Source organism: Terriglobia bacterium (assembly GCA_020073185.1).
Lineage (GTDB): Bacteria > Acidobacteriota > Terriglobia > Terriglobales > Acidobacteriaceae > JAIQGF01.
In genome coordinates this window covers 1-23,156 of the sequence record JAIQFT010000030.1, presented here as the reverse complement: position 1 = coordinate 23,156, position 23,156 = coordinate 1, and the positions used below count along the sequence as shown (strand labels likewise).

The following is a 23,156-nucleotide window of genomic DNA, read 5'->3' as shown; positions in this document are numbered from 1 at the left end:
AGGGCCATGCGTTTCCCGATAACCGATAACCGCCAACCGCCGCTGACGTTTCCTGCTATCATCACGCCGACGACTGTAGCTTCCTCGAATTCACGCTTTCGACGTTGGGCTGCGCTGTTCCTGCTGCTGCTCTCCGCTGCCGTCTACCTGGGCACCGCCTCGCGCCCCGCGCTGCTCGACGACGCCGACGCCTCCCACGCGCTGGTCTCGCGCGAGATGCTGCAGCGCGGCGATTACGTCGTCATGTTCCTCAACGGCGTGCGCTACCTGCAGAAAGCCCCCATCCACTACTGGTTGGTGGCGCTCGATTACAAGATTTTCGGTCCGACTGAGTTCGCCGTGCGCTTGCCGGTTGCACTGGCGATGATCGGTCTCACGCTGATGGCCTTCGCGTTCGCCCGCCACTTCTTCTCCGACCGCGCTGGTCTGTACGCCGGGCTCGCCACCGCCACCAGCCTCGGGATGTTCATGTTCACCCGCATCATGATCCCCGAGGCCATCTACGCCCTCGAGTTCACCGCCATCTTCTATTTGTTCCTGCGTGCCTGGACCCACGACACCGGCCGGCTGCCGCCGCATTTCTACTACTGGGGCGTTGCCGTGCTTACCGCCTGCGCCGTGCTCACGCGGGGTCTGATCGGCGTGCTTTTTCCCGTCGGCACGATCGTCGCGTTCATCATCCTGACCCGCGGTTGGAGCCGCTGGCGCGAACTGCACCTGCTTTCCAGCATGCTGATCTTTCTTGCCGTCGCCGTGCCCTGGCATGTGATCGCGGAATGGCGCGCGCCCGGATTCCTCTGGTCCTACTTCATCAACGAGCACTTCAAACGCGCCCTCGGCACGCGCTGGCCGCCTGACTACGACGCCACTCCGCTTCCCATCTGGTGGGCGGCGCATCTGGCGTGGTTTTTCCCTTGGAGCCTGTTTCTGCCGCTCGCCATCAAACGGTTCCCACCGCCTCGCACCTGGTGGAAGCACAGAAGCACCGCTGCGGTGGACGCCCGCCTGCTGCTGTTCGTCTGGTTCGGCGTCGTCTTTGCCTTCTTTTCGCTCGTCGTCGGATCGCGCATGGAGTATTACGCCTTCGGCGGCTGGCCCGCGATCACCATTCTGCTCGGCCTCGGCATCGCGCGCGCCGAAGAGCAACGCGACCCATGGCTACCTCGCCTGCAGGCCGTGCTCGCATTCCTCGGCGTGGCGCTGGGCGCTGTTTTGACCTGGGCGGTTTGGCAGGCCTCGCGAATTCGCGCCACCGGCGACATCTCCACCCTGCTGAAGACCCATCCCAACGACTTCTACCGCCTTAGCATGGGACACCTGTTCGATCTCACGCCCCAGGCTTTCGCCGACCTGCGCACCCCCGCGCTCATGGCCGCCGCGTGTTTTTCCGTCGGCTTTGTTGCCGTCTGGGTGGTGGGACGTACGCGCCGCGTGCTGACCAGCGCGGTTGTGCTCGGCGTCACCATGGCGGTGTTCATCTTCGCCGCCAACCTGGCGTACGCGGTCTTCGAGCCGCACATGTCATCGCGCCCGCTGGCCGTTGCCATCCTGAAGCATCTCCGCACCGGCGATCAGATTGCCGTGTATGGCGAGTTCGATCCCGCCTCCAGCGTTTCCTTCTACACCCATCGCCAGCTGTTGATTTGGAACGGGCGCTACAACAATCTCGAACTCGGCTCGCATTATCCCGACGCGCCCAGGATCTTCTTCACTGACCAGACTTTCCCTGCGATCTGGGGCTCGCCTGTGCGCGTTTTCTTGGTTGTGCCGCAGGAGCAGCGCGAGGCCGCCGCTCAGCGCCTAGACAAGAATCACACCTGGCTGTTGAGGGAGAGCGGCGGCAAAGCCGTGTACGTCAACCACTCCCTCACGCCCGGGCAACCGTCGCTGGCGCAGTCGCAAGTCGCCGTAACACACGCACCAGGCCGACACTGAAGACGTTTCATCTTTTTTGTAGCCGATGTCATCCCGAGCTAGGGAGGGCTCCCGCGCGTTGTTTCCAGCGCGGGCATCCCGAGTCGAGGGATCTCTGTGTTTCCTCTCTCGGCTGCACCAATTCTGACACTGCTCTCGGCAACTCTCCGCAGCCACGAACCACCAGCTATTAACCACCAGTTGCCAACTCGACAATTTCCTCGACGCTTCCGCTCCGCATGCTTCCATACGCCGCATCCAGGATGACCTGATTCTTGAGCCCCTCTTCGCCGGGCACCGGAAACGCCGCACGCGCTTCCACCGCGTCGGCGAACGCTTCCACTTGCCGCGCGTATGCCAAATGATTGGAAACCTGCTCCGTCTCCATGCCGTCCGCCCGCTGCCGTTCGATCATGACCGGCTTTTCCACGCTGAACGCATCTTCCGCCCGCAGCACACCGCCTTCGCCGACGATCTCCAGTGGCGTGCGATATTGCGTGCGCGCCGACACCAGGACCACGCCGATCCCGCATCGCCGGAATTGCAGCGACACCGCCGCCGCCGATTCAACCGTGCCCGGGGTTTTGCCCGCGAGTCCGCAAGCCGATACGCTTGCGACCTCGTCATTCAGAATGAATCGCAGCGCGTCAACGCAGTGCACGCCGACGTCGGCAATTGGTCCTCCGCCCGCAATGGCGGCATCGTGGATCCATCGGCGCGGGTGTGACCCGGCGGAGTAGGAAAATTCCGAGCGCGCGAAGACCACGCGGCCAATCTCGCCCGCCATAACCCGTTCTCGCAGCCGCCGCACGCTTTCCGCGAAACGAAAAATCTGCGCCACGCCGAACGGCAGGTGCCTGCTCCGCGCCGCTTCCACCATCTGTCGCGCTTCGGCGGCATTCATCGCCATCGGCTTTTCCACCAGCACCGGCTTGCCGCACTCCAGCGCCACCAGCACATCGCGCAGGTGGCAATTGTTGGGTGTCGCCACAAATACCGCGTCCACTTCCGGGCTGCGGCACAACTTCTCCGCTGACGTGAAGGCGTGCGCGATGCCGTACTCGCGCGCCGACGCCGTCGCCTTGTCCGCGTCGCGCCGCGAGAGCGCCGTCACGCGCGCATTCCGCGCCAGGCGGAAGCCGGGCATCAGCCGCTTCACGGCGTGCAGCCCGAATCCGACGATGCCGAAACGAACCATGCGCCCCATTTCACCACAGTTGCGCGGTTACCGTACTTATCGCTCCCGGGGTTGGCGGGACAGGGTGGAGGTCTCATCACTCGCGCCGGTGACCCACATCACCGTAATACGTGTTGAGCGGGGCGATCATAGGAATGGTGGCGAGTCCTGAGTTTTCCCGCGCATCGTGGAACTCATGACTCGCGAGTCGAGGTGTCCCATGCCGATTCTCTTCATGGCTCTGATCGCGCTCGCCGTTTTCTTCATCATGGGAGCCATGGTCTTCTACGCCGCTTACGCCGAGTCATACACGCCTCACAAGGACGACACTGCCCCGCACGACGCGTCCAAGAGCATGCCGCACCGCGCCTAGCGGGGGAGAGCCACATCGGGACCCGGGCACATCACGCCGGCATGTGAGCGGCCGCACAGCCTGATGTATTGACAGATTTTCCCGCCTGCGTATACTTGTGTTTCTATGTTCGACGTTGCCCACAACACCACCATGGCCATGTGCACCATCATCATGTGCATGCGTCGTGGTCTGTGGGTTGCGCGGACAAGCGGCCAAAGCTGAAACAGTAGCCGCCGAAGGTTCAACGACCCACGGTCCACCCGGACCGCGGGTCGTTTTCTTTTGCGCCGAAAACATTCGAGGAGAGTAGACGATGAGCAACAACGGCAACCCTCAGAAACATTTCGCCACGTTGGCCGTGCACGGCGGGCAATCGCCCGATCCCGCTACCAAGGCGCGCGCCGTCCCCATTTACCAGACCACGTCGTACACCTTCGACGACGCCGACCACGCCGCCCGCCTCTTCGCGCTCCAGGAATTCGGCAACATCTACACCCGCATCATGAACCCGACCACCGACGTCTTCGAGAAGCGCATTGCCGCTCTCGAAGGCGGCCTCGGCGGGCTGGCGCTCGCCTCCGGGCAGGCGGCGGAAACGCTCAGCATCATCACGCTGGCCGGCGCCGGCGACGAAATCGTCTCCACCACCTCGCTTTATGGCGGCACTTACAACCTATTCCACTACACGCTGCCGAAGCTGGGAATCAAAGTCCGCTTTGTAGACGCCGAAGATTTGGACAGCCTGCGCGCCGCGATCAACTCGCGCTCCAAAGCGGTGTACACGGAGAGCGTCGGAAATCCCAAGCTCGATATCCCCGACCTCGAAGCTCTGGCGGCCATCGCGCAGCAGCACGGGCTGCCGTTTATCGTCGATAACACCACTCCCTCGCCCGCGCTCTGCCGCCCGATTGAGTGGGGCGCCGACATCGTCATCAACTCGGCGACCAAGTACATCGGCGGGCACGGCACCTCCATCGGCGGCATCATCGTGGACAGCGGCAAGTTCGACTGGAAGGCCTCCGGCCGCTTCCCCGATTTCGTCGCCCCCGACCCGTCGTACCACGGCGTCAGCTACACCGAGGCTTTCGGCCCGGCGGCCTTCATCATCAAAGCGCGCGTGCAGGGCCTGCGCGACACCGGCGCCTGCCTTTCGCCGTTCAACTCGTTCCTCCTTTTGCAGGGCACGGAAACGCTGCCCCTGCGCATGCAGCGCCATTCGGAAAACGCCCTCGAGGTCGCGCGCTTCCTGCAAACCCACCCCGAGGTCGAGTGGGTCAACTATCCCGGCCTGCCGGCAAGCAAATACCACGAACGCGCGAAAAAATATTTGCCCAACGGCGCCGGTTCCCTCGTCACCTTCGGAATTCGCGGCGGTTACCAGGCCGGGCGCGCGCTCATCAACGCGCTCCAACTTTTCAGCCTGCTCGCCAATATCGGCGACGCCAAGTCGCTCGTCATTCACCCGGCGTCCACCACCCACCAGCAACTGAGTGAGGAGGAGCAGCGCTCGACCGGGGTGACGCCGGAGCTGGTACGGCTCTCGGTCGGCATCGAAGACGTGCGCGACATTATCGCCGACCTCAATCAGGCCCTGGGGAAGGCAAGCGCTGAATCGGCTACGCCGGCGCGTCCCACGCGTGTTCCGGCGCCGGCTGCGGGAGACTAGTCATGGCACGGATCGAACCCACTGCGGAATCCAACTGTACCCTCGACGGCGCCTTTCGCCTTGACGCCGGCGGCGACCTGCCCTCGCCCGAGGTGCGCTATGCGGTGTACGGCGAACTGAACCAGCGCCGCGACAACGCCATCCTCGTCTGTCACGCGCTCTCCGGTTCGGCGCGCGTAGCCGACTGGTGGCCGGAACTCTTCCCGGGCGTTTTTGACACCTCGCGCTTCTGCGTGATCGGCGCCAATCTCGTCGGTTCCTGCTACGGCTCCACCGGACCATCCTCACTCAACCCAGTGACCGGCGTCACCTACGGTCCGGACTTCCCTCTGGTCTCCATCCGCGACATGGTGCGGGCGCAGGCGCGCGTGCTCGACCAACTGGGCATCGAGCGCCTTCACACCGTTGTCGGCGGCTCCATTGGCGGCATGCAGGCGCTGCAGTGGGCGATTGATTTTCCGCAGCGCGTCGAGCGCGCCATCGCCATCGGCGCCGCGCCCCTTTCCGCGATGGGGCTGGCCTTGAACCACCTCCAGCGCCTCGCCATCCAACTCGATCCCGCGTTTCGCGGCGGACGCTACGCACCCGGCGAGGGCCCCGAGGCCGGGCTCGCGCTCGCGCGCGGCATTGCCATGCTCTCCTACAAGTCGGCGGAGCTGTTTTCGCAACGCTTCGCGCGACGGCCGAACCGCAACGGCGAAGATCCCTACCGCACCTACGCCGATCGCTTCGACGTCGCCGGATACCTCGATCACCAGGGCGAAAAGTTCATCGCCCGCTTCGACGCCAATTCCTACATCGTGCTGTCGAAAGCGATGGACACCTTCGATCTGGCCCGCGGCTACGACTCGGAGCGCGACGCCCTGCGCCGCATCCGCGCCCGCGTGCTGCTGGTCGGCATCTCTTCCGACTGGCTGTTTCCTCCGGAGGACGTCCGCGATCTGGCGCAGCGCATCCGCGCTGCCGGGCACGCCTGCGACTACGCCGAGCTGAAGTCGTCGCACGGGCACGACGGTTTTCTGGCCGACATGGATCAGCTCGCCCCGTTCATCACCGCCGCGCTCTGGCGCCCCGTGGGAACCCCGGTGCCGATCGCCCGGCCGCAGGTGGTGCGGGCGGCCAATCTCTAGGAGGAGGCCATGGGACAAATCCAGGTTGCCGAGCAGACCGTCCGCTGGCCGAAAGATGCGCTCGCGCCGCATCTCCGGCGAGGTCCTGAACTGATCGGCGGCTCGGTGCTCCGCGGCGGACGTGCGCCTGCTCACATCGACCAGTGAGCCACATCACCGCCGCTGGTACAGCCACCCGCTACCTTCATAGACGTGGTGCACCGTCCGGGAGATCCGGGAGCGGCGGCGCCCAGGAAATCTCATCGGGAGAAATCAACGATGGCTTATGTAATCACCGATACCTGTTTGAAGGACGTCCTTTGTGCCGACGCCTGCCCCACCGACTGTATTCATCCGAAGAAAGACGAGCCGGAATTCGAGACCGCCACCCAGATGTACGTGGATCCCGAAGGATGCATTGATTGTGGCGCCTGTGTCGCCGTCTGCCCCTCCAATTCCATGTTCCCGGCTGACGAAGTGCCCGAGGACAAGAAAGATTTCGTCGAGAAGAACGCCAAGTTCTACGCGAACTAGTCCGGCGTTCTACGCCAACCGGCCCGGGTTCTCCGGGCCTTTTTTGTTGCATGTCGATAACCTGCGATCACGCCGACCGCTTGTGCCGTTCCGCAAAGCTGTATACCACCTTCTCGCCCGTATCCGCCGTCGGGCCATAAACGGACGGCACCAACTCTCCGACCAGCCTGAGGTAGACCACCAGTTGGCCGCGATGGTGGGAGGAATGAGCGATGCGCCGCGTCATCACCCACGCTCGGGTTCGCGTCACGTCGAAAAACTGCGTGTTCGCGCACCACCATTCGTTGGATTTCGCCCGCAGCATTTCCAGCCGCCGCGTCGCATCCGCCCGGTACTTCTCGATAAATCCTTCTTTGGTCCGCTGCGCCGGATTGGGGTCGCCGGTATCAATTCCCAGCATCACCTTCATCCACCGGCCCTCCGACTGCACCTGGTGCTCAATTTGCTCCAGCACGCTGCGCGATTTCGGATGCGGCCGGTAGTCCATGCTGGCCGCCGGAAATGACGCCCATAACCCCGTAATTTTCAGGATTTCCGTTTCGTACGTATCGAGGAGGAATCCATAGGTTCCCGCCATCTCTCACCTCCAGGAAGCGCGCCATTATAGTTGAGCCCGCGCGTGTACCTGGGCGCGCCCAACTGCGAGCGCCAAGGTACGCCACGCCAGTCCTGTCACTACAGTTCAAGAATGGGTACGATCCTCCCTGAAGCCTGGCGCCCGAAGCCTGGAGCCTGGTTTCAGCCATTCTGCTTGACACGGCCCGCAAAAAACGATAAACCGTTGCGCAATTCTTGCAACTGGGTCTGCGTCTAGCGCTCTTCGGCCCTGCCTTTTCTGACCGCAACCACCGTGGGAGGACATGGTCAGTATGAACACTTCACGTAGAGATTTTCTGAAGGTCTCGACCGTCGGCGGCGTTGCCGCGTCGGTCTTAGGTTTCGATCTGGCTCCGGCTTACGCCGAAGTGCGGGAACTGAAAATCGCCCGCACCACCGAAACCCGCTCCACCTGCCCGTATTGCGCAGTCGGATGCGGCATCATCATTCACACTCTCGGTGATAAGTCCGGCAACGTCAAACCGGCGGTCGTGCACATTGAAGGCGATCCCGACCATCCCATCAATCAAGGCGCGCTATGTCCCAAAGGCGCAACCATCAAGCACACCATCATCAATGACCGCCGCATCACCAATCCCATGTACCGCGCCCCCGGCAGTGATCACTGGGAAGAGAAGTCCTGGGACTTCATGGTGGATCGCATCGCCCGCCTGATGAAGGACACGCGCGACGCGAAATTGCGCGAAGGCAATGCGTTGACCGCGGTCGGCGTCATCGGCGGATGCACCGATAACAACGAGAACAATTATCTGCTTGTCAAAGCGTTCCGCGCGGGCTTGGGCGTCATACCGCTGGAACAACAGGCCCGTATATGACACGGCCCGACGGTGGCCAGTTTGGCCGCCACATTCGGGCGCGGCGCCATGACCAACGGCTGGACCGACATCCAGAATGCTGATGTCGTTCTTGCCATGGGCGGCAATCCCGCTGAAAACCATCCTGTCGGCTTCCGCTTCGTCATGGAAGCCAAGCGCAACCGCAACGCCAAGCTGGTTTCGGTGGACCCGCGTTTCAACCGCACTTCGGCGGTCGCCGACCACTTCACCCAGATTCGCGCCGGCAGCGACATCGCCTTCCTCGCCGGCCTCATCAACTATTGCTTCACCCACGACCGCATCCAGCAGGAGTACGTCCGCCTCTATACCAACGCCACGTTCATCGTCCACCCTGGCTACGAGTTCAAGGACGACGTCGGCGTGTTCAGCGGCTGGGATGAAGCCAACAAGAAGTACGACAAGAGCACGTGGAACTACGACATCGGCAAGGATGGCTTCGCCAAGGTCGATCCGACCATGCAGGATCCACGATGCGTCTTCCAGTTGATGAAGAAGCACTACGCCCGTTACACGCCGGAAATGGTTTCCAAGATCTGCGGATGCAGCGCCGAGAGCTTCAACAAGGCAGCCGAGATCATCACCTCCACCTATCCCGCCGATAAAGTGGGCACCATCATGTACGCCCTCGGCTGGACGCACCACAGCTTCTCGGTGCAGTTGATCCACATCGCCGCCATGCTGCAACTGCTGCTCGGCAATATCGGCATGGCCGGCGGCGGCATCAACGCCCTCCGCGGGCACTCCAACATCCAGGGCGGTACCGATTGCGGCATGGCATACCACAACCTGCCCGGATATATCGCCATCCCCAAGCAGGACCACCCGGACATGAAGACCTACCTGGCGGCGGTAACGCCCAAGCCGCTGCGTCCGGCCTCGATGAACTTCTGGAGCCACACCGACACGTTCTACGTCAGCCAGATGAAGGCCTACTACGGCCTGAAGGCGACCCAGGAAAACGAGTTCGGCTACCAGTGGCATCCGCGCCTGCCCTCGGCCGGCGGCCCCGGTCTGTACGAGAATTGGAGTTGGGCGTTCATCTTCGACCATATGTACAACGGCAAGATGGACGGCCTGCTCAACTTTGGCATGAACCCGGTCAACAACGGCCCGCACTCCCGCAAGGTCATCAGCGCCCTCAAGAAGCTGAAGTTCCTGGTGGTGGCGGAAAACTTCGAGACCGAAACCGCTTCCTTCTGGAAGCCGGATATCATCGCCCTCGACGAGGAAAAGACCACCACCAAGGACGTGAAGACCGAGGTCTTCCTCCTGCCCGCCGCCAACTTTGCCGAAAAGGACGGCTCCTTCGTCAATTCCGCCCGCTGGTTCCAGTGGAAGTACAAGGCGCTGGATCCCCCCGGCGACGCGAAGGCCGACCAGGAGATCATTGCCCGCATCTTCCTCCGTGTCCGCGACCTGTATCAGAAGGAAGGTGGCAAGTCGCCCGAGCCAGTTCTCAACGTCAATTGGTGGTACACCAACCCCTTCCAGCCCTCGCTCGACGAGGTTGCCCGCGAGATCAATGGCTGGGCGCTGGCCGACGTCAAGGACCCGAAAGACCCGAAGACCGTCGTGCTCAAGCAGGGCGAGCAGTTGGGAGCGTTTTTGCAAATGCGCGCCGACGGCTCCACCCTCAGCGGCAACTGGCTGTACGTCGGCTTTTATCCGCAATCCGGCAATCTCGGCCAGCGCCGCAACAATGCCGATCCCAGTGGCATGAAGCGCTTCTCCGAGTGGGGCTTCAACTGGCCCGCCAACCGGCGCGTCATGTACAACCGCTGTTCCGCTGACGCGCAGGGCAAGCCTTGGGATCCTAAGCGCCCTGTGATTCGCTGGAACGGCGAGAAGTGGGTCGGCGATGTCCCCGACTATAAGCCCGACAGCCCGCCTGAGGCCGGCATGGGACCGTTCATCATGCTGCCCGAAGGCGTGGCTCGCTTGTTCGTGCCGGGCATGTTTGCCGAGGGGCCATTCACCGAGTTCTACGAGCCCACCGAGTCGCCGGTGGACAACCCGCTGCATCCGGCCACCAGCAAGAATCCCGCCGTCAAGCCCTTCAAGGGCAAGTGGGACCGCCTCGGCAAAGCCGATGAGTTCCCGATCGTCGCCACCACCTATCGCCTCACCGAGCACTTCCACTACTGGACCAAGAACAACGCCTACAACGTGCAGTTGCAGCCGGAATTCTTCGTCGAGATCTCGGAAGAGCTGGCCAAGGAGAAAAGCCTGAAGAGCGGTGACCAGGTCAAGGTCACCAGCGCCCGCGGCGCCATTCAGGGCAAGGCCATGGTGACCAAGCGCATCAAGCCCATGCAGGTGGCCGGCAAGACCGTGCACCAGATCGGATTCCCCATTCACTGGGGCTTCCTTGGACGCGGCGAGCAGGCCGGCTCCATGGCCAACATAGTCACTCCGACCATCGTGGACCCCAACTCATTTGCGCCCGAGTACAAAGGCTTCCTGGTGAAGCTGGAGAAGGTATAGGGAGGAGGATGCCATGACGAAAGCTCTGGAAATGAAAAACGCTTCCGCGGGCGCCGCTTCCCCGGGCATCCGCGTGACTCAGGTAGTCGCCAAGCTCATTGACACCTCGACCTGCATCGGCTGCAAGGCCTGCGAGGTCGCCTGCCAGGAGTGGAACGATCTGCCGCCGGAAACCACCGTCAATCTGGGCACCTATCAAACCCTGCCCGACATGACACCGCACGTCTGGAACCTGATCCGCTTCAACGAAGTCGAGGAAGGCGGAACGCTGCACTGGCTGATGCGCAAGGACCAGTGTATGCACTGCGCCGATCCCGGCTGCTTGAAGGCCTGTCCGGCTCCCGCCGCCATCGTGCAATACGAGAACGGTATCGTCGACTTCCAGCAGGAGAACTGCATCGGCTGCGGCTACTGTATCTCCGGCTGCCCGTTCAACGTGCCCAAGCTGAGCGCGCAAACCAAGAAGGTGTACAAGTGCACCCTCTGCGTGGATCGCGTTTCCGTCGGCTTGGAGCCCGCCTGCATCAAGGCCTGCCCTACGAGCTGCCTGCAATTCGGCACCAAGGAAAACCTGCTGCTCAAGGCTCAGAAGCGAGTCGACCAGCTCAAGGCCTCGGGCTTTACCACCGCCGGCATCTATGATCCGGGCGGCGTTGGCGGCACCGGCGTGGTCTCCATCCTCGCCTTTGCCGACAAGCCGCAAGCCTACGGTCTGCCTGCCGATCCTACCGTTCCCTGGACGGTTGAGCTTTGGAAACAGCCGCTGAAGTGGATCGGCAATCTCGCCATCCTCGGCGGCATCATCGGGACGTTCATCCATTACCTGCGCTATGGACCGAAGCACGCCCCCCCAGACGGCAAGGTTCCGCGGGCCAACGCAGGAGGCAAACAATGAGCCAGCATCGTATACTTCGCAACGGCGGTGTGCTCCGCTACACGCTCAAGGAGCGCATCATTCACTGGGTCGCGGGCCTGTCGTACGTCTACCTCCTGCTCAGCGGCCTCGCCTTCTGGACGCCCTGGATGTGGTGGCTGGCCCTGTTCTTGGGCGGCGGTCCCGTGGCCCGCGCTGTCCATCCGTGGATGGGCCTGATCTTCACCTTCGGCGTGGTCTACATGTTCGTCATGTGGAGCAAGGACATGTACATCACCAAGCAGGACCGCGAGTGGCGCAAGTTCATCGGCGAGTACGTTCGCAACGAGGAAGAGGAACAGCCGGAACCGCACAAGGCCGTCCGCTCCTACCAGCAGTTTGCGCCGGTGGACCGCTTCAACTACGGACAGAAGTACCTCTTCTGGGTCATGTTCTGGGGTGGCATCGCGCTGTTCGCCACCGGTATGGTGCTCTGGTTCTCCGAGTACCTTCCCTGGAGCCTGCGCTTCCTGCGGCTGATCTCAGTGATCCTGCACCCGATCGCGTTCCTGGTAACGCTGGGCGGGTTTATCATTCACGTCTACATGGGCACCGCCGTGGTGCGCGGCGGCTTCAATTCCGTCATCCGTGGCGAGGTGTCCACGTCTTGGGCCAGGTTCCATCATCGCCTCTGGCTGGACAAGATCGTAGCAGCAGAGGATGTGGTGAAAGAGTAGAAGAGTAAGAATGACCCGCCCGACTTGGGACCAGAGGATCGCGCGTGCGCAGGAATTGGGAGAAATCTTTCCCTTCGCCGCCGAGATGCTCGGGTTCTACGCCGGCGTGGCGCGCTACCAGAAGGCGCTCTACGGATACATTCAACAGGCCCGGGGGAAGGCGCTTCTCCCGGGCAATGCTTTTCGCGACTGCCTCGACACCGTCCTGCTGCTGCCGCGCTTTCCAGGATTCCTCGACACGGTGAAGGAACTGGGTCCGGTGCCGCTTTCCTCGCTCGCCGAGCAGATCGCTGCCGGTAAGGAGGAGCGCTGGCAGAAGCTGCTGCGTGAGTTCTGGCAGCGCTCGGCAATCTCCGAGCTTTCCTGCACCGAGTCTTTTTTTGCGCGCGCCTTCCTTCAGCCCTACGCGGAGTTCGTCTGCGAGCGCCTGCCGGCACCACCGCGCCACGGCAATTCCGGCACCTGTCCGGTGTGCGATTCCGAGCCGGTGGTCGGCGTGCTGCGCGAGGCGCAACTCGGCGCCAGGCGCACCTTCATCTGCTCGCTCTGCGCCCATGAGTGGGAGTTCCCGCGCGCGGTCTGTCCCGGCTGCGGCGAGGACCGCAACGACGCGCTCGCCGTCTATACCTCGGAGCAATTCGAGCACCTCCGCCTCGAAGCTTGCGAAACCTGCAGGACCTGCATCAAGACTGTCGACCTCACCAAGAACGGTCTCGCCATTCCGGTCGTCGACGAACTCGCCTCGCTTCCTCTTACCCTATGGGCGCAGGAGCACGGCTACACCAAGCTGCAGTCGAACCTGATGGCGGCGTAGCAGGCTTCGGGCTTCAGGCACAAGACCAAAGCCAAGGTCTTCAGGCGTCGGTCGTCATTCACCGCCGAGGCGCCGAGTTCACCGAGATACACCGAGAGTTTTTTCAAGTAGTTCTCAGTGATACTCGGTAGGCTCTGTGTCTCGGTGGTGAAGAGTCGCACTCACTTGTCTTTCTTCTCGTCCTTCTTCTCATCGGTCGCGCCCGGTGGTTTCGGCCACGGCGGCTGCACCAGAGGCGGAATGGCGGCGATCAGCTTCGCATCCGGCGTCTTCACCCCAAGTTCCCTGGCCAGAAACGACAGACGATCGCGCGTCGCCTCGGCGTTAAGCGCGTGCGGCGCTTCGTAGATTTTCAGCGTCTTGGGTTCGCTGACATAGGCCAGATACTGCTTCGCCCGCTCGGGAACCAGAAACGGCTCCTCGGTGCCGAACTGCAGCAGCTTGGGCGTGCCCTCGGAGTGCGAGACGTACTTGCCGGGATCGGTCCAGGCATACTTGGCGACGAAGGCGTCGAATTTCTCCGGCCCGATTTTCTGCCGATAAGCCTGGTACACGGGCGCTTTGTTGGTCACTTCATCCGACAGTGGCCCGGCCATGAGCACCACCGCCTTGAAGCGCTTGTCGATCCCGCTTAGAAACCCGCCGACCTCGGCATTGCAACTGTGCCCGGCGTAGGCGAGGCGCTTCGCGTCCACGTCCTTGCGCGCCAGCAGCAGGTCGGCGCCGCGGCGCATGTTGGTCACTTGCTGCACCAGCACGTCAATCTGCTGCGTGTTCAGCGGCTCCTTGCTCTGCTCGAACCCCGGACGCGCGATCACGTGGTCCGGCAGCAAGGCAATCACGCCGGAGCGCGCCAGCACCACCGCCTCGTCGAGAAACTCCGTGCGGTTCAACATTTCCGATCCCGGCATGCACCAATGGCCATAAATCACGGCAGGGAAGGGGCCTTTTCCCGGCGGCACGACCAGGTAGGCGGTGACGCGTCCGCCATTCGGTCCGAGCGAGGCAGCGCGATCGCCGGTGGGCACGGCGTACGACAGGTCGTGGACCTTGATGCCGTCGCGGTCTTGAACGCCCGATTCCTGCACGGCGAGCGGAGCTTTGTGGTCGTAGTCCCAGTGACGCAGCAGTTGATCGTAGCTTTCCTGCTGCGCGAACGCGACGGAGGCGAAGAGGAGGAGGAGGGAAAGGGAGCGCTTGATCATGGTGGTAGCCTTCAGTTTCGAGTTTTCAGGAGTTGGGAAAAATGCGCAAGCCGTAACGACTCGGTAAACCCTAGACGGCATACACCCCCTCCCCCCTACCTTCACGTAGAGTCAACGACTTACGCACGGTATACCGTCAAATTGGCACGGTAACCGTGGGATACCGTGATCTCTCGGGCGTCATAACAAAACAAAGGAGTTCCGGGAGGGCGCCTCGGGTTGTCACGGTGTCTGGTCTCGGGTTCTGGCACGAGAACGCATGGGGTCTGGTCAACTGCAAATTTGTCAAAGAACTAAACAGCAGCTGTGACGACACAACCACTTCCACGCACAGTGCGCAACATCATGATAGTGAATTGAGGTTCGGGTGTCTGTGATATCAGGGGAAATATTTTCGGGGCGGATGTTGGTGCCGAATTGGGACGGGCCGAGTTCGCCACAGGGGATACAGAGGAAAACCGAAGCAGTTAAAGCCGCGCTGCGTGGGGCACGCGGTTAACCCCACGCCCGTATGTAGCCCATTTTTCCTGTTTTGGAACGTAAGTTAGTCTGGCAATCAGGCGAGTTGGGCAATCAGTCGTTGACTTGGGGCCACACTTTTATAAGCTGTTGGGTACTCGCCACTAAACCTGTCAGAAGTGAAAGATTCGATGGAACAAGGGGACCGCTGTCAGGCCTTTCCTGCGATGTTTGTTCTGCTTCTGAGTCTTAGTTTGCTGCCGCAGGCACTCTCCGCACAGACCTACGTCTACAACCAAGCAGCGTTCTGGGTGGGTAGCAAGCCCTCCGCTATTGCGGTGGCTGATTTCAACCAAGACGGAAGACTGGATTTCGCGGTGACGAATGAGAGCGACAACACCGTTTCAGTTGTGCTCAGCAGGCCGGACGGCTCCTTTGCTCCTAAGGTCGACTACAGGGTCGGCACCGCACCCCGGGCAGTGGTCAGCGCCGATTTCAATGGCGATCGCATCCCCGATCTGGCGGTTACGAATAGCATCGACAACACGGTATCGGTTCTGCTTGGAGTGGGGGATGGAACCTTCGTGAGTAAAGTGGCGTGTCCGACAGGCGCGTTCCCGGTCGCGATCGTGGCGGCCGATTTCAACGGTGACACGAAGCTAGACCTGGCGGTTGCAAACCAAGGTGATGGTACTGTCTCGGTCTTGCCCGGGAATTGCGATGGAACATTTCAATCACAATCAAAGACAACCATTGTTTCGAGCCCCATGGCCATTGTTACTGCAGACTTTAATGGTGACGGAAAATCGGATCTGTTTGCCGCGAACAGCCAGGGATATTTTTCCCTTCTGCTCAACAATGGTAATGGTGGTTTTGCAGTAAGTCCTCTTGGAATCGGAGGAACGTCAGCCGGTGGCCTGGTGGTCGGGGACTTCAATGGCGACGGCATCTCCGATATCGCGATCACGAATCCCGCCGACAAAGAGTTGGTGATCTTTGTTGGAAATGGCAACGGAACCTTCAGGTTGTTCGGGACTCCATTGAGTGCAACGGCAAAGACCGTTGCGGTGGGGGATTTTGACAACGATGGCAAGCTAGACGTTGCCCTGGGTACTTATCTGGGTAGTGCTCTCGGCGATGGAGTAGTGTACTCGTCTTCCTTGCTAATCCTGCGTGGAAACGGCGATGGAACTTTCCAACAGCCTATCGCCAATGACTTCCCTGATCTCTCCCCTGACTATAGATACCCGATGGCGGTCGGAGATTTCAATAATGACAACTATCTCGATCTCGCGGTAGTGGTGACGAGTGACAATACAGTCATCGTTTACCTAGGTCAGGGGAACGGAATTGCCGGCAGCCATATTGATTTCACTCTGCCGGCGTCCGAAGGAATTGCAGGATCGGCTACTGCGGACTTCAATGGCGACGGCAAGCTTGATGTCAGTGTGGCGCAGTTCACGCAAATCCTCGACCCACCGCAGGATCCGGGTTTCATCACCATACTTCGCGGCAACGGTGATGGCACCTTTCAACCACCGATTACAACGCCGCTGCAGAATGTCGGTCTCGGGGAAATGGTCACAGGGGATTTTAACGGCGACGGCAAAGTGGACATCGCAATGGCCAGGGTGGGCAACGGTAGCGACACCTTGGTGGTTTTGGGCAACGGAGACGGTACTTTCGGGAGCCCGGTCAGTTCTCCTGTGAACGTACCTGGGCTGAACGTCCAGTACATGATTGGTGGGGACTTTAACAACGACGGCAGGGCAGATTTGGCGCTGCTTTCGCTGCAATCAAGCAATGCGCTTTCCGATCTGTATGTTCTTTTGAGCAGAGGCGATGGAACCTTTGAACCGAAGCTCGTTGACAGCGTGTACGGGATAGCCAATCAACTAACCGCCGGTGATTTTAACTCCGACGGCCACTTGGATATCGCGCTCGGTGATCCGTATGTTCCTGACGTTCTCTTCTACCTGGGGCATGGGGATGGTACGTTTGCACACGGCACTGGACTTACCTTCAGCGGTGGAGTGGACGTTGGAGACTTCAATGGAGACGGGAAGATAGATCTGGCTGAAGTAGGGCCGGGGCGCATTTCCTTTCTTGCAGGAAGAGGCGACGGCACTTTTCAGCTTCCGGTTGACACGGCTATCCCTTTCGGCATTTATGGAACGTTCGTCGGAGACTTTAACGGTGACGGCAGGTCTGATTTGGCTTTACCGTTTCGCTACGGCCAAAATGTTTCCTCCGTGGTGCTGGCAAACGCTGACGGCAGCTTTCAGGCGCCACTTTCGTTTGTAGCACCCTATTTTCCGCGTAGGTTCATCGCGGGAGATTTCAATAGCGACGGTAGCTTCGATCTTATGCAGTTCAGCAGAGCATCCAGCACCTTCCACAATGTCCCCGTGATTGCCTCAGTGTGGTATAGCGCGCCAGCCGTGAGTTTCTCGGCATCGAGGCTGGACTTTGCTCCACACGCCGTCGGATCCGGCAGTTCTAAGTCGATCTTATTGACCAACTCTGGTAACGCGCCGCTCTCGATTAGCAGCATAACGATCACTGGACCTTTCGCGAAAACCAGCAACTGTCCGATCTGGCTGGGCGTCGGCCAGGGATGCACGATTAATGTGTCCTTTGCTCCGACAGCGATTGGTCCCAACTCAGGCAGCATCACCTTTGCCGATGACGCGCGCCCAGGGACGCAGATACTTCCGCTGACAGGCTCGGCTGTTCCACCCAGAAAGTTCCTCATTCAGGTAACCAGCGATTGATGTAAGCTTCTCTGTAAAATCTTGATTCCAAGAGATTATGCCTAGCGTGAGGGGTTACCTGCTGGTGCGACCAGTTGCCGCAATCCGTCTCAAGAATCCAGGTATTTACAACTTTTTACCGCACTGCCTTCGGTCTGTGCATTACCCTCCGTCGATCGCGCAAATCAATAGGAGGCTTGGCATGCGTAAACCGCTTCTTTGCTCTGTCCTGCTGATTGCCACCATGGTGGCTTTGAGTTCCGTCTGTTACGCGCAGTCGATCCTGGACCTGCCGCGCGCCAGCCAGCATGCGCAGGTCACGCAGCGTATCGGCCTGACCGACATCACCATCAGCTACAGCCGGCCGCTGGTCAAAGGCCGCAAGATATTCGGCGGCCTAGTTCCTTATGGAGACACGTGGCGCGCCGGGGCCAACGAAAACACCACCATCGAGTTCAGCGATCCGGTGAGCATTGAAGGGCAGCCGGTGCCCAAGGGCTTATACGGTCTGCACATGATTCCCGGAGAGAACGAGTGGACGGTAATCCTGTCGAAAGTTTCCACCGCGTGGGGAAGCTTTACCTACGATCAGAAGGAAGACGCGTTGCGGGTGACAGTGAAACCCCAGGCCGGCGAGGCTCACGAGGCATTGGCCTATGACTTCGACGCGGTCACGCCCGAGTCGGCAGTGGTCACGCTGCGCTGGGATCGAGTGGCGGTGCCGTTCAAGATCGCGGTGAATACGAAGGAGATTGTGCCCGCCAAGCTCAAGCTGCAGTTGCGCGGCGGGGCGCAGTACACCTGGGAAGGTTGGGCCGAAGCTGCCGACCAACTGCTGCAATATAAGACCGATCTTTCCGACGCGCTGGAATACGCGAACCGATCTATCCAGGTGGAAAAGCGTTTTGACAACCTGATGACCAAGGCCAACGTGCTGGAAGCGATGGACCGCAAGAATGAGGCAGCGCCGCTGCGCGCCGAGGCGCTTGCCATGGCCAACGCCCTGCAAATTAACAGCTACGGGCGCCAGCTCCAGATCGGCGGCCACCAGGAGGAAGCGTTTGCCGTGTTTCGCGAGAACGCCAAGCGCAACCCCGATCACTTCATTGTCCCGTACGAGCAGGCACGGATGGCCTGTGCCAAGGGCGATTACGACACCGCCGTGAAAAACATGAAACTCGCGCTGGCGGGAGCGGACAAGCAGTTTCAACCGTTCCTGCAGGGCTTGCTCAAGCGCCTGGAGGCGAAAGAAGACATCAATAAGAACTAGTTTCAGTTTCGGTTGCGGCCGAGAGGCAGAGAATTCTTGTCCCAGTGGTTGGACCTTGCGTGGCGGCCCGGAAACGACAAGAATCTCGGCATGCCGAGCGACGGATCAAAGTTGCCGGAGCAAGTTCCGCCTGCGGTGGAAGCTGAGGCCCCGCTGGCATCGGATGATCGGCTGGCGGCAGAGCTGCGCGGATTTGGGCCGTTGGGAATCGTCGCCATGCTGGCCATCCTTCTCACCGGCAATTTCTTCGTCCGGGGTGTCATTGTGCCGGTCGGCGCTGCGCTGGCGTTGGCATGGATCCGGCTGTCGCGCACGCCATGGCAGGAAGTCGGGTACGTGCGACCCAAGAATTGGATCGGCACGGTGGCCGTCGGCATTGTCTTCGGGATCGCGTTCAAGTTCCTGATGAAGGCGATCGTGATGCCGCTGCTGGGCGCCGATGCGATCAATCGCGCGTACCACCATTGGGCGGGAAATACGGCCGCGATGCCGGCAGCAGTGTGGGCGATGCTGGTCGCCGGCTTCGCCGAAGAGACCGTGTTCCGGGGGTACTTCTTCGAACGACTGGGCAAGCTTTTCGGGCCCGGCTTGGGCGCAAAAGCAGCCATCGTGCTGATCACCTCCGCATCGTTTGGGCTGGCCCACTACGCTGTCCAGGGGCTCGCCGGCGCCGAACACGCCGCGATTGTCGGGCTGGTGTTGGGCGCGATCTTCGCGTTTACGGGGCGGATTTTTCTGCTGATGATTGCGCACGCCGCATTTGATCTGACCGCGCTGGCAATAATCTATTGGAGTGTTGAGACGAAAGTGGCCCACCTGATTTTCAAATGATGTGGCGTCCGCATCTGGCCTGCGTCGCTGCCGTAGAGCTGCCGCGGGCGACGGCTGCCTGCGCCACATGCGAAACCCCATGCGAAAATAGAACCAGCTCATGATTCAACTCTCCTCCGCCGGCAAGCGATTCGGCGAAAAGCTGTTGTTCGAACACCTGGACTGGCTGGTCACGCCGCAGGACCGCGTCGGTGTGGTCGGCGCCAACGGAACCGGGAAGTCCACGCTGCTGAAGATTCTCGGCGGCATGGAGACGGTCGATTACGGCGCCATCACGGTCGCCAAGGGCATTACCTTCGGATACCTGCCGCAGGAAGGGCTGAGCCTTTCCGGGCGCAGCGTATTCGACGAGTGCATGTCGGTGTTCACCGAACTGCTGGGAATTGAGCAGGAACTGCACGCGCTGGCGGGGAAAATTTCCGAGCTGGATCCGGCCGGCGCCGAGTATGCCGATGTCGCCGATCGCTATCATCGGCTCGACCACGAGTTCGGGGCGCGCAATGGGTACGCCATCGAGGCCCAGGTGGGCACGGTGCTGGCGGGACTTGGTTTTCAGAAACAAGATTGGCAGCGGCGCGCGGAGGAATTTTCCGGCGGCTGGCAGATGCGCATCGCGCTGGCGAAACTGCTGCTGCAACGGCCCAACCTGCTGCTGCTGGACGAGCCGACCAACCATCTCGACCTGGAATCGCGCAACTGGCTGGAGGAGTACCTGCAGACGTACCCGTACGCGTTCGTGCTGATCTCGCACGACCGCTATTTTTTGGACGTCACGGTGAAGAAGATCGTCGAGATTTGGAACAAGCGCGTGCACTTCTATCCCGGCAACTACGACAAGTACCTGGCGCAGAAGACGCAACGTCTGGAACAGTTGCAGGCGGCGTACAAGAGCCAGCGCGAGCGGATCGAGCAACTGCAGGCGTTCATCAACCGCTTCCGTTATCAGGCCACCAAGGCCAAGCAAGTGCAGAGCCGGATCAAGGAACTGGAGCGGATGGAGCGCATCCAGATTCCGCCGGAAGAGCGCACCATCCACTTCAAGTTTCCGCAGCCCAAGCCGAGCGGGCGCACGGTGGCTGAGTTCATCGGCGTCGAGAAGAGCTACGGTGAAAAGCGGGTGCTGCGCGAGGTGAATTTCCTGATCGAGCGTGGCGACCGCATCGCTTTGGTGGGCGTGAACGGCGCCGGGAAGTCCACGCTGATCCGGCTTCTGGCCGGGCTGGAGCCGGTCACCGGCGGCGAGCGCCGGCTGGGACACAACGTGGAGGCGGATTATTTCGCGCAGGACCAGTACAAGCAGCTCGATGCGGAAATGCGCGTGTTGGACGACCTGGAAAAGCTGGCGCCGCGTGCGACGCAGACCGAGCTGCGCAGTCTGCTGGGGTCGTTCCTGTTCAGCGAGGGCGACGTGTTCAAGCGGATCGGGGTGCTCTCGGGCGGAGAGCGCAACCGCTACGCGCTGGCGCGCATGTTGATGTATCCGTCGAATTTCCTGCTGCTGGATGAGCCGACCAACCATTTGGATCTGCGGGCCAAAGATGTGCTGCTGGAGGCGCTGGAGAAGTTTACCGGGACGGTGGTGTTCGTCTCGCACGATCGCTACTTCATCGACAAGCTGGCGACCAAGGTGTTCGAAGTGGCGGAGCAGACGGTCACGGTGTTTCCGGGGAATTACGAAGACTTCAGGTGGCGGAAGGAGCACGTCGCAGTGGAGGTCGAGACGGAGGAAGCGGGTTCGGGGGCGAACGCGGTCCAACAGAGCCAGGCAGACGGTACGGGCGAAGCGGGCGTCAACGGATCGCGCCCGGGGGCGAACGCGCTCCAACAGAACGGAAGGAAGCGGCTGAATCCGATCAAGCTGCGGCAAATGCAGGACCGGCAGCAGGAACTGGAGGAGCAGATCAGCCGGGTGGAGGCGGGGATCGGGGAGTGCGAGAGCGGGCTGCAGAGCTTCGTCAGCGCGGAGGAGACGGCGCGGCTGGCGTCGCTGCTGGAGACGCGGCGTTCGGAGCTACAGGCGCTATTGGGAGAGTGGGAGAAACTGTCGGTCGCCATCGAAGGTAATGGGTAAATGATGCGCTGGTTGCTTTCCAATCGCCACATCCGGTGCTACTCTTGACACGCGTATCCACAAGTCCAGAACAGCAAGCCGGGTTTTTGTGGCCAGGAGAAGATATGCCGAATGCCGCTCCATACGGCATGGAGATGGTGGAAAGCTGCCTGATGTGCAAGATGCGGAACGAGAGTTTCTTCTGCTCGTTGCCGCCGCGTACGCTGGAAGCGTTTGAGAAAATCAAGTTTCCGTCGATGCTGCCGCGGGCGAGCGTGCTGTTCGTCGAAGGGCAGGTGCCGCGGGGCATCTACCTGCTGTGCCGGGGGCGGGTGAAGCTGTCGGTCAACTCCAGCGACGGCAAGACCATGATCCTGAAGATCGCCGAGCCGGGCGAGATGCTGGGGATGCACGCCTGCGTGAGCAACATTCCGTACGAGCTGACGGCGGAGACGGTGCAGACCTGCCAGGTGGTGTTCATCAAGCGCGACGACTTCCATAAATTTCTCGAGGAGCACGGATCGGCATGCCTGCAGGCGGCGCAGCACCTGAGCGCGAACTGCCATAACGCGTATGACATGATCCGGGCGATTGGGCTGTCGCACTCGGCGAGCGAAAAACTGGCGCGCATGCTGCTGGAACTGGCGGCGGAGGGCGAGTCGACCAAGGACGGCATCCGCGTGAAGCTGGCGCTGACACACGAAGAGATCGCGCAGGTGATCGGGACGTCGCGCGAGACGGTGACGCGTCTGCTGGGCGGCTTTCGCAAGACGCAGATGGCGACGCTACGCGGATCCACGCTGATGATTAAGAACAGAGCCGGGCTGGAGAAGCTGGTGGGGAGTTGACCGGTTCGGGCTGCGGGCTTCAGGAACAGACGAAAAAATGCAGGGCGCGGCGGTGGCTGCGCCGTTCGCGTTTTATCCCTCCAGCATCCATCTCTTATCTTTTGAAGGTTCTCATTGTCCGACAGTTCAGGCGCGGGGATCGGGCTGGCGGACGCGGACGATCATGGTGCTGCCGTCGGCCGCGTCGATCTCGAGTGAGTCCTGATTTGCGGCGGCGACGCGCACGCGCTGCGGATTGCTGACCACGTGGGTGCGGTACTCCCGGAAGGGGGAGTCCAGCACGATGGCGATTTGCCGCTGCCCGCCAACGCAGCCAGTGGCGAGTTCTTCGAGGAAGCAACCGTTGTCGGCGATCAACTCACAGCGTCCGCCACTGTGCTTACGCTCCAGGGTCGCTTTCCAACAGAAGTGGCGCAGGCCGAAGTCCGCCAGGAACGTGGGCCACAGCGGGTGCGGTATTTCGCGCGCCGGCATGGGGGAACCTCCTCGTGGCACCGGAGCAAGCACTAGAGCGGTTCCCGAGTAGATATACCCGCGAATGAGTGTTTGGACGTAAGCTGCTGGTGCTGGCGGTCTCTGCGAATACAGCTGATGGCACGAGCCTTTTCCGACGATCTGCGGCGGAGGATTTTGGTGGCGTACG

The 23,156-nt window shown here is 61.2% G+C and carries 20 protein-coding genes; 15 read left to right on the top strand and 5 right to left on the bottom strand.

All coding sequences use genetic code 11. The annotated features are described in order from the left end of the window. Window positions 1-6: 6 nt before the first annotated feature. Window positions 7-1,935, top strand: coding sequence for a glycosyltransferase family 39 protein (locus LAN64_12270; GenBank protein MBZ5568616.1), 1,929 nt, complete (start codon window positions 7-9; stop codon window positions 1,933-1,935). A gap of 169 nt (window positions 1,936-2,104) precedes the next feature. Here LAN64_12270 and LAN64_12265 read toward each other — a convergent pair whose 3' ends face one another. Continuing rightward, window positions 2,105-3,121 (bottom strand): Gfo/Idh/MocA family oxidoreductase, encoded by a 1,017-nt coding sequence (locus tag LAN64_12265; protein MBZ5568615.1) that lies wholly within the window; start codon window positions 3,119-3,121, stop codon window positions 2,105-2,107. 190 nt (window positions 3,122-3,311) lie between these two features. On the opposite strand from LAN64_12265, the gene LAN64_12260 reads away from it, so the two are divergent. The 5 genes from LAN64_12260 to LAN64_12240 all read left to right on the top strand — a co-directional run bounded on the left by LAN64_12260 (window position 3,312) and on the right by LAN64_12240 (window position 6,755). Continuing rightward, on the top strand, window positions 3,312-3,464 hold the full coding sequence (locus LAN64_12260) for a hypothetical protein (GenBank protein MBZ5568614.1): 153 nt from the start codon (window positions 3,312-3,314) through the stop codon (window positions 3,462-3,464). Window positions 3,465-3,759: 295 nt separating this feature from the next. After that, the gene (locus tag LAN64_12255; protein ID MBZ5568613.1) at window positions 3,760-5,112 is read left to right on the top strand and encodes a homocysteine synthase; all 1,353 of its coding nucleotides are present in this window, start codon (window positions 3,760-3,762) and stop codon (window positions 5,110-5,112) included. Between the two features lie 2 nt (window positions 5,113-5,114). Beyond that, window positions 5,115-6,242, top strand: a complete 1,128-nt coding sequence (locus tag LAN64_12250) for a homoserine O-acetyltransferase (GenBank protein ID MBZ5568612.1) — start codon at window positions 5,115-5,117, stop codon at window positions 6,240-6,242. Between the two features lie 9 nt (window positions 6,243-6,251). Further along, entirely contained in the window at window positions 6,252-6,389 is a 138-nt protein-coding gene (locus LAN64_12245; protein ID MBZ5568611.1) for a hypothetical protein, read from the top strand. 111 nt (window positions 6,390-6,500) lie between these two features. Beyond that, window positions 6,501-6,755 (top strand): 4Fe-4S dicluster domain-containing protein, encoded by a 255-nt coding sequence (locus LAN64_12240; GenBank protein MBZ5568610.1) that lies wholly within the window; start codon window positions 6,501-6,503, stop codon window positions 6,753-6,755. Between the two features lie 67 nt (window positions 6,756-6,822). Here the strand turns inward: LAN64_12240 and LAN64_12235 are convergent, their stop codons facing one another. Then, window positions 6,823-7,332, bottom strand: a complete 510-nt coding sequence (locus LAN64_12235) for a DinB family protein (protein MBZ5568609.1) — start codon at window positions 7,330-7,332, stop codon at window positions 6,823-6,825. A 292-nt stretch (window positions 7,333-7,624) separates the two neighbouring features. Here LAN64_12235 and fdnG point away from each other — a divergent pair, with 292 nt between their 5' ends. Genes fdnG through LAN64_12215 form a run of 4 tightly spaced genes read left to right on the top strand, consistent with a single transcriptional unit; the run spans window position 7,625 to window position 13,097 of the window. Next, window positions 7,625-10,693 carry a formate dehydrogenase-N subunit alpha gene (fdnG, locus tag LAN64_12230; GenBank protein ID MBZ5568608.1) on the top strand — a complete coding sequence of 1,023 codons (3,069 nt, stop codon included), beginning with the start codon at window positions 7,625-7,627 and terminating at the stop codon, window positions 10,691-10,693. Between the two features lie 13 nt (window positions 10,694-10,706). Beyond that, a complete protein-coding gene (gene fdxH, locus LAN64_12225; GenBank protein ID MBZ5568607.1) occupies window positions 10,707-11,588 on the top strand; it encodes a formate dehydrogenase subunit beta in 882 nt (293 codons plus the stop codon). Further along, window positions 11,585-12,283 carry a formate dehydrogenase subunit gamma gene (locus LAN64_12220; GenBank protein MBZ5568606.1) on the top strand — a complete coding sequence of 233 codons (699 nt, stop codon included), beginning with the start codon at window positions 11,585-11,587 and terminating at the stop codon, window positions 12,281-12,283. Before fdxH ends, LAN64_12220 begins: the two co-directional genes overlap by 4 nt. A gap of 10 nt (window positions 12,284-12,293) precedes the next feature. Then, window positions 12,294-13,097, top strand: a complete 804-nt coding sequence (locus tag LAN64_12215; protein ID MBZ5568605.1) for a formate dehydrogenase accessory protein FdhE — start codon at window positions 12,294-12,296, stop codon at window positions 13,095-13,097. On the opposite strand, the gene LAN64_12210 is transcribed toward LAN64_12215, so the two are convergent. Then, entirely contained in the window at window positions 13,061-13,204 is a 144-nt protein-coding gene (locus LAN64_12210) for a hypothetical protein (GenBank protein MBZ5568604.1), read from the bottom strand. The genes LAN64_12215 and LAN64_12210 overlap by 37 nt on opposite strands. A gap of 54 nt (window positions 13,205-13,258) precedes the next feature. Then, window positions 13,259-14,302, bottom strand: a complete 1,044-nt coding sequence (locus LAN64_12205; protein MBZ5568603.1) for a hypothetical protein — start codon at window positions 14,300-14,302, stop codon at window positions 13,259-13,261. Between the two features lie 686 nt (window positions 14,303-14,988). Here LAN64_12205 and LAN64_12200 point away from each other — a divergent pair. The 5 genes from LAN64_12200 to LAN64_12180 all read left to right on the top strand — a co-directional run bounded on the left by LAN64_12200 (window position 14,989) and on the right by LAN64_12180 (window position 22,513). After that, the gene (locus tag LAN64_12200; GenBank protein MBZ5568602.1) at window positions 14,989-17,535 is read left to right on the top strand and encodes an FG-GAP-like repeat-containing protein; all 2,547 of its coding nucleotides are present in this window, start codon (window positions 14,989-14,991) and stop codon (window positions 17,533-17,535) included. Window positions 17,536-17,716: 181 nt separating this feature from the next. Continuing rightward, window positions 17,717-18,784 carry a DUF2911 domain-containing protein gene (locus LAN64_12195; protein ID MBZ5568601.1) on the top strand — a complete coding sequence of 356 codons (1,068 nt, stop codon included), beginning with the start codon at window positions 17,717-17,719 and terminating at the stop codon, window positions 18,782-18,784. Window positions 18,785-18,820: 36 nt separating this feature from the next. After that, the gene (locus LAN64_12190) at window positions 18,821-19,615 is read left to right on the top strand and encodes a CPBP family intramembrane metalloprotease (GenBank protein ID MBZ5568600.1); all 795 of its coding nucleotides are present in this window, start codon (window positions 18,821-18,823) and stop codon (window positions 19,613-19,615) included. A gap of 100 nt (window positions 19,616-19,715) precedes the next feature. Next, window positions 19,716-21,686, top strand: a complete 1,971-nt coding sequence (locus tag LAN64_12185) for an ATP-binding cassette domain-containing protein (GenBank protein ID MBZ5568599.1) — start codon at window positions 19,716-19,718, stop codon at window positions 21,684-21,686. A gap of 104 nt (window positions 21,687-21,790) precedes the next feature. Beyond that, complete coding sequence (locus LAN64_12180) at window positions 21,791-22,513, top strand: Crp/Fnr family transcriptional regulator (GenBank protein MBZ5568598.1); 723 nt, start codon at window positions 21,791-21,793, stop codon at window positions 22,511-22,513. 126 nt (window positions 22,514-22,639) lie between these two features. Here the strand turns inward: LAN64_12180 and LAN64_12175 are convergent, their stop codons facing one another. Beyond that, window positions 22,640-22,987: a hypothetical protein gene (locus LAN64_12175; GenBank protein ID MBZ5568597.1), complete on the bottom strand. Its 348-nt coding sequence runs from the start codon at window positions 22,985-22,987 to the stop codon at window positions 22,640-22,642. Window positions 22,988-23,156: the final 169 nt, after the last annotated feature.

What these genes read in the sequence shown, in the direction of transcription:
- LAN64_12250 (MBZ5568612.1), top strand. Translation starts at nt 5,115, where the DNA reads ATGGCACGGATCGAACCCACTGCGGAATCCAACTGTACCCTCGACGGC.
- LAN64_12240 (MBZ5568610.1), top strand. Translation starts at nt 6,501, where the DNA reads ATGGCTTATGTAATCACCGATACCTGTTTGAAGGACGTCCTTTGTGCC.
- LAN64_12215 (MBZ5568605.1), top strand. Translation starts at nt 12,294, where the DNA reads ATGACCCGCCCGACTTGGGACCAGAGGATCGCGCGTGCGCAGGAATTG.
- LAN64_12265 (MBZ5568615.1), bottom strand. Translation starts at nt 3,121, where the DNA reads ATGGGGCGCATGGTTCGTTTCGGCATCGTCGGATTCGGGCTGCACGCC.
- LAN64_12220 (MBZ5568606.1), top strand. Translation starts at nt 11,585, where the DNA reads ATGAGCCAGCATCGTATACTTCGCAACGGCGGTGTGCTCCGCTACACG.
- LAN64_12175 (MBZ5568597.1), bottom strand. Translation starts at nt 22,987, where the DNA reads ATGCCGGCGCGCGAAATACCGCACCCGCTGTGGCCCACGTTCCTGGCG.
- LAN64_12270 (MBZ5568616.1), top strand. Translation starts at nt 7, where the DNA reads ATGCGTTTCCCGATAACCGATAACCGCCAACCGCCGCTGACGTTTCCT.
- LAN64_12245 (MBZ5568611.1), top strand. Translation starts at nt 6,252, where the DNA reads ATGGGACAAATCCAGGTTGCCGAGCAGACCGTCCGCTGGCCGAAAGAT.
- LAN64_12180 (MBZ5568598.1), top strand. Translation starts at nt 21,791, where the DNA reads ATGCCGAATGCCGCTCCATACGGCATGGAGATGGTGGAAAGCTGCCTG.
- LAN64_12185 (MBZ5568599.1), top strand. Translation starts at nt 19,716, where the DNA reads ATGATTCAACTCTCCTCCGCCGGCAAGCGATTCGGCGAAAAGCTGTTG.
- LAN64_12200 (MBZ5568602.1), top strand. Translation starts at nt 14,989, where the DNA reads ATGTTTGTTCTGCTTCTGAGTCTTAGTTTGCTGCCGCAGGCACTCTCC.
- LAN64_12255 (MBZ5568613.1), top strand. Translation starts at nt 3,760, where the DNA reads ATGAGCAACAACGGCAACCCTCAGAAACATTTCGCCACGTTGGCCGTG.
- LAN64_12205 (MBZ5568603.1), bottom strand. Translation starts at nt 14,302, where the DNA reads ATGATCAAGCGCTCCCTTTCCCTCCTCCTCCTCTTCGCCTCCGTCGCG.
- LAN64_12195 (MBZ5568601.1), top strand. Translation starts at nt 17,717, where the DNA reads ATGCGTAAACCGCTTCTTTGCTCTGTCCTGCTGATTGCCACCATGGTG.
- fdxH (MBZ5568607.1), top strand. Translation starts at nt 10,707, where the DNA reads ATGACGAAAGCTCTGGAAATGAAAAACGCTTCCGCGGGCGCCGCTTCC.
- LAN64_12235 (MBZ5568609.1), bottom strand. Translation starts at nt 7,332, where the DNA reads ATGGCGGGAACCTATGGATTCCTCCTCGATACGTACGAAACGGAAATC.
- LAN64_12260 (MBZ5568614.1), top strand. Translation starts at nt 3,312, where the DNA reads ATGCCGATTCTCTTCATGGCTCTGATCGCGCTCGCCGTTTTCTTCATC.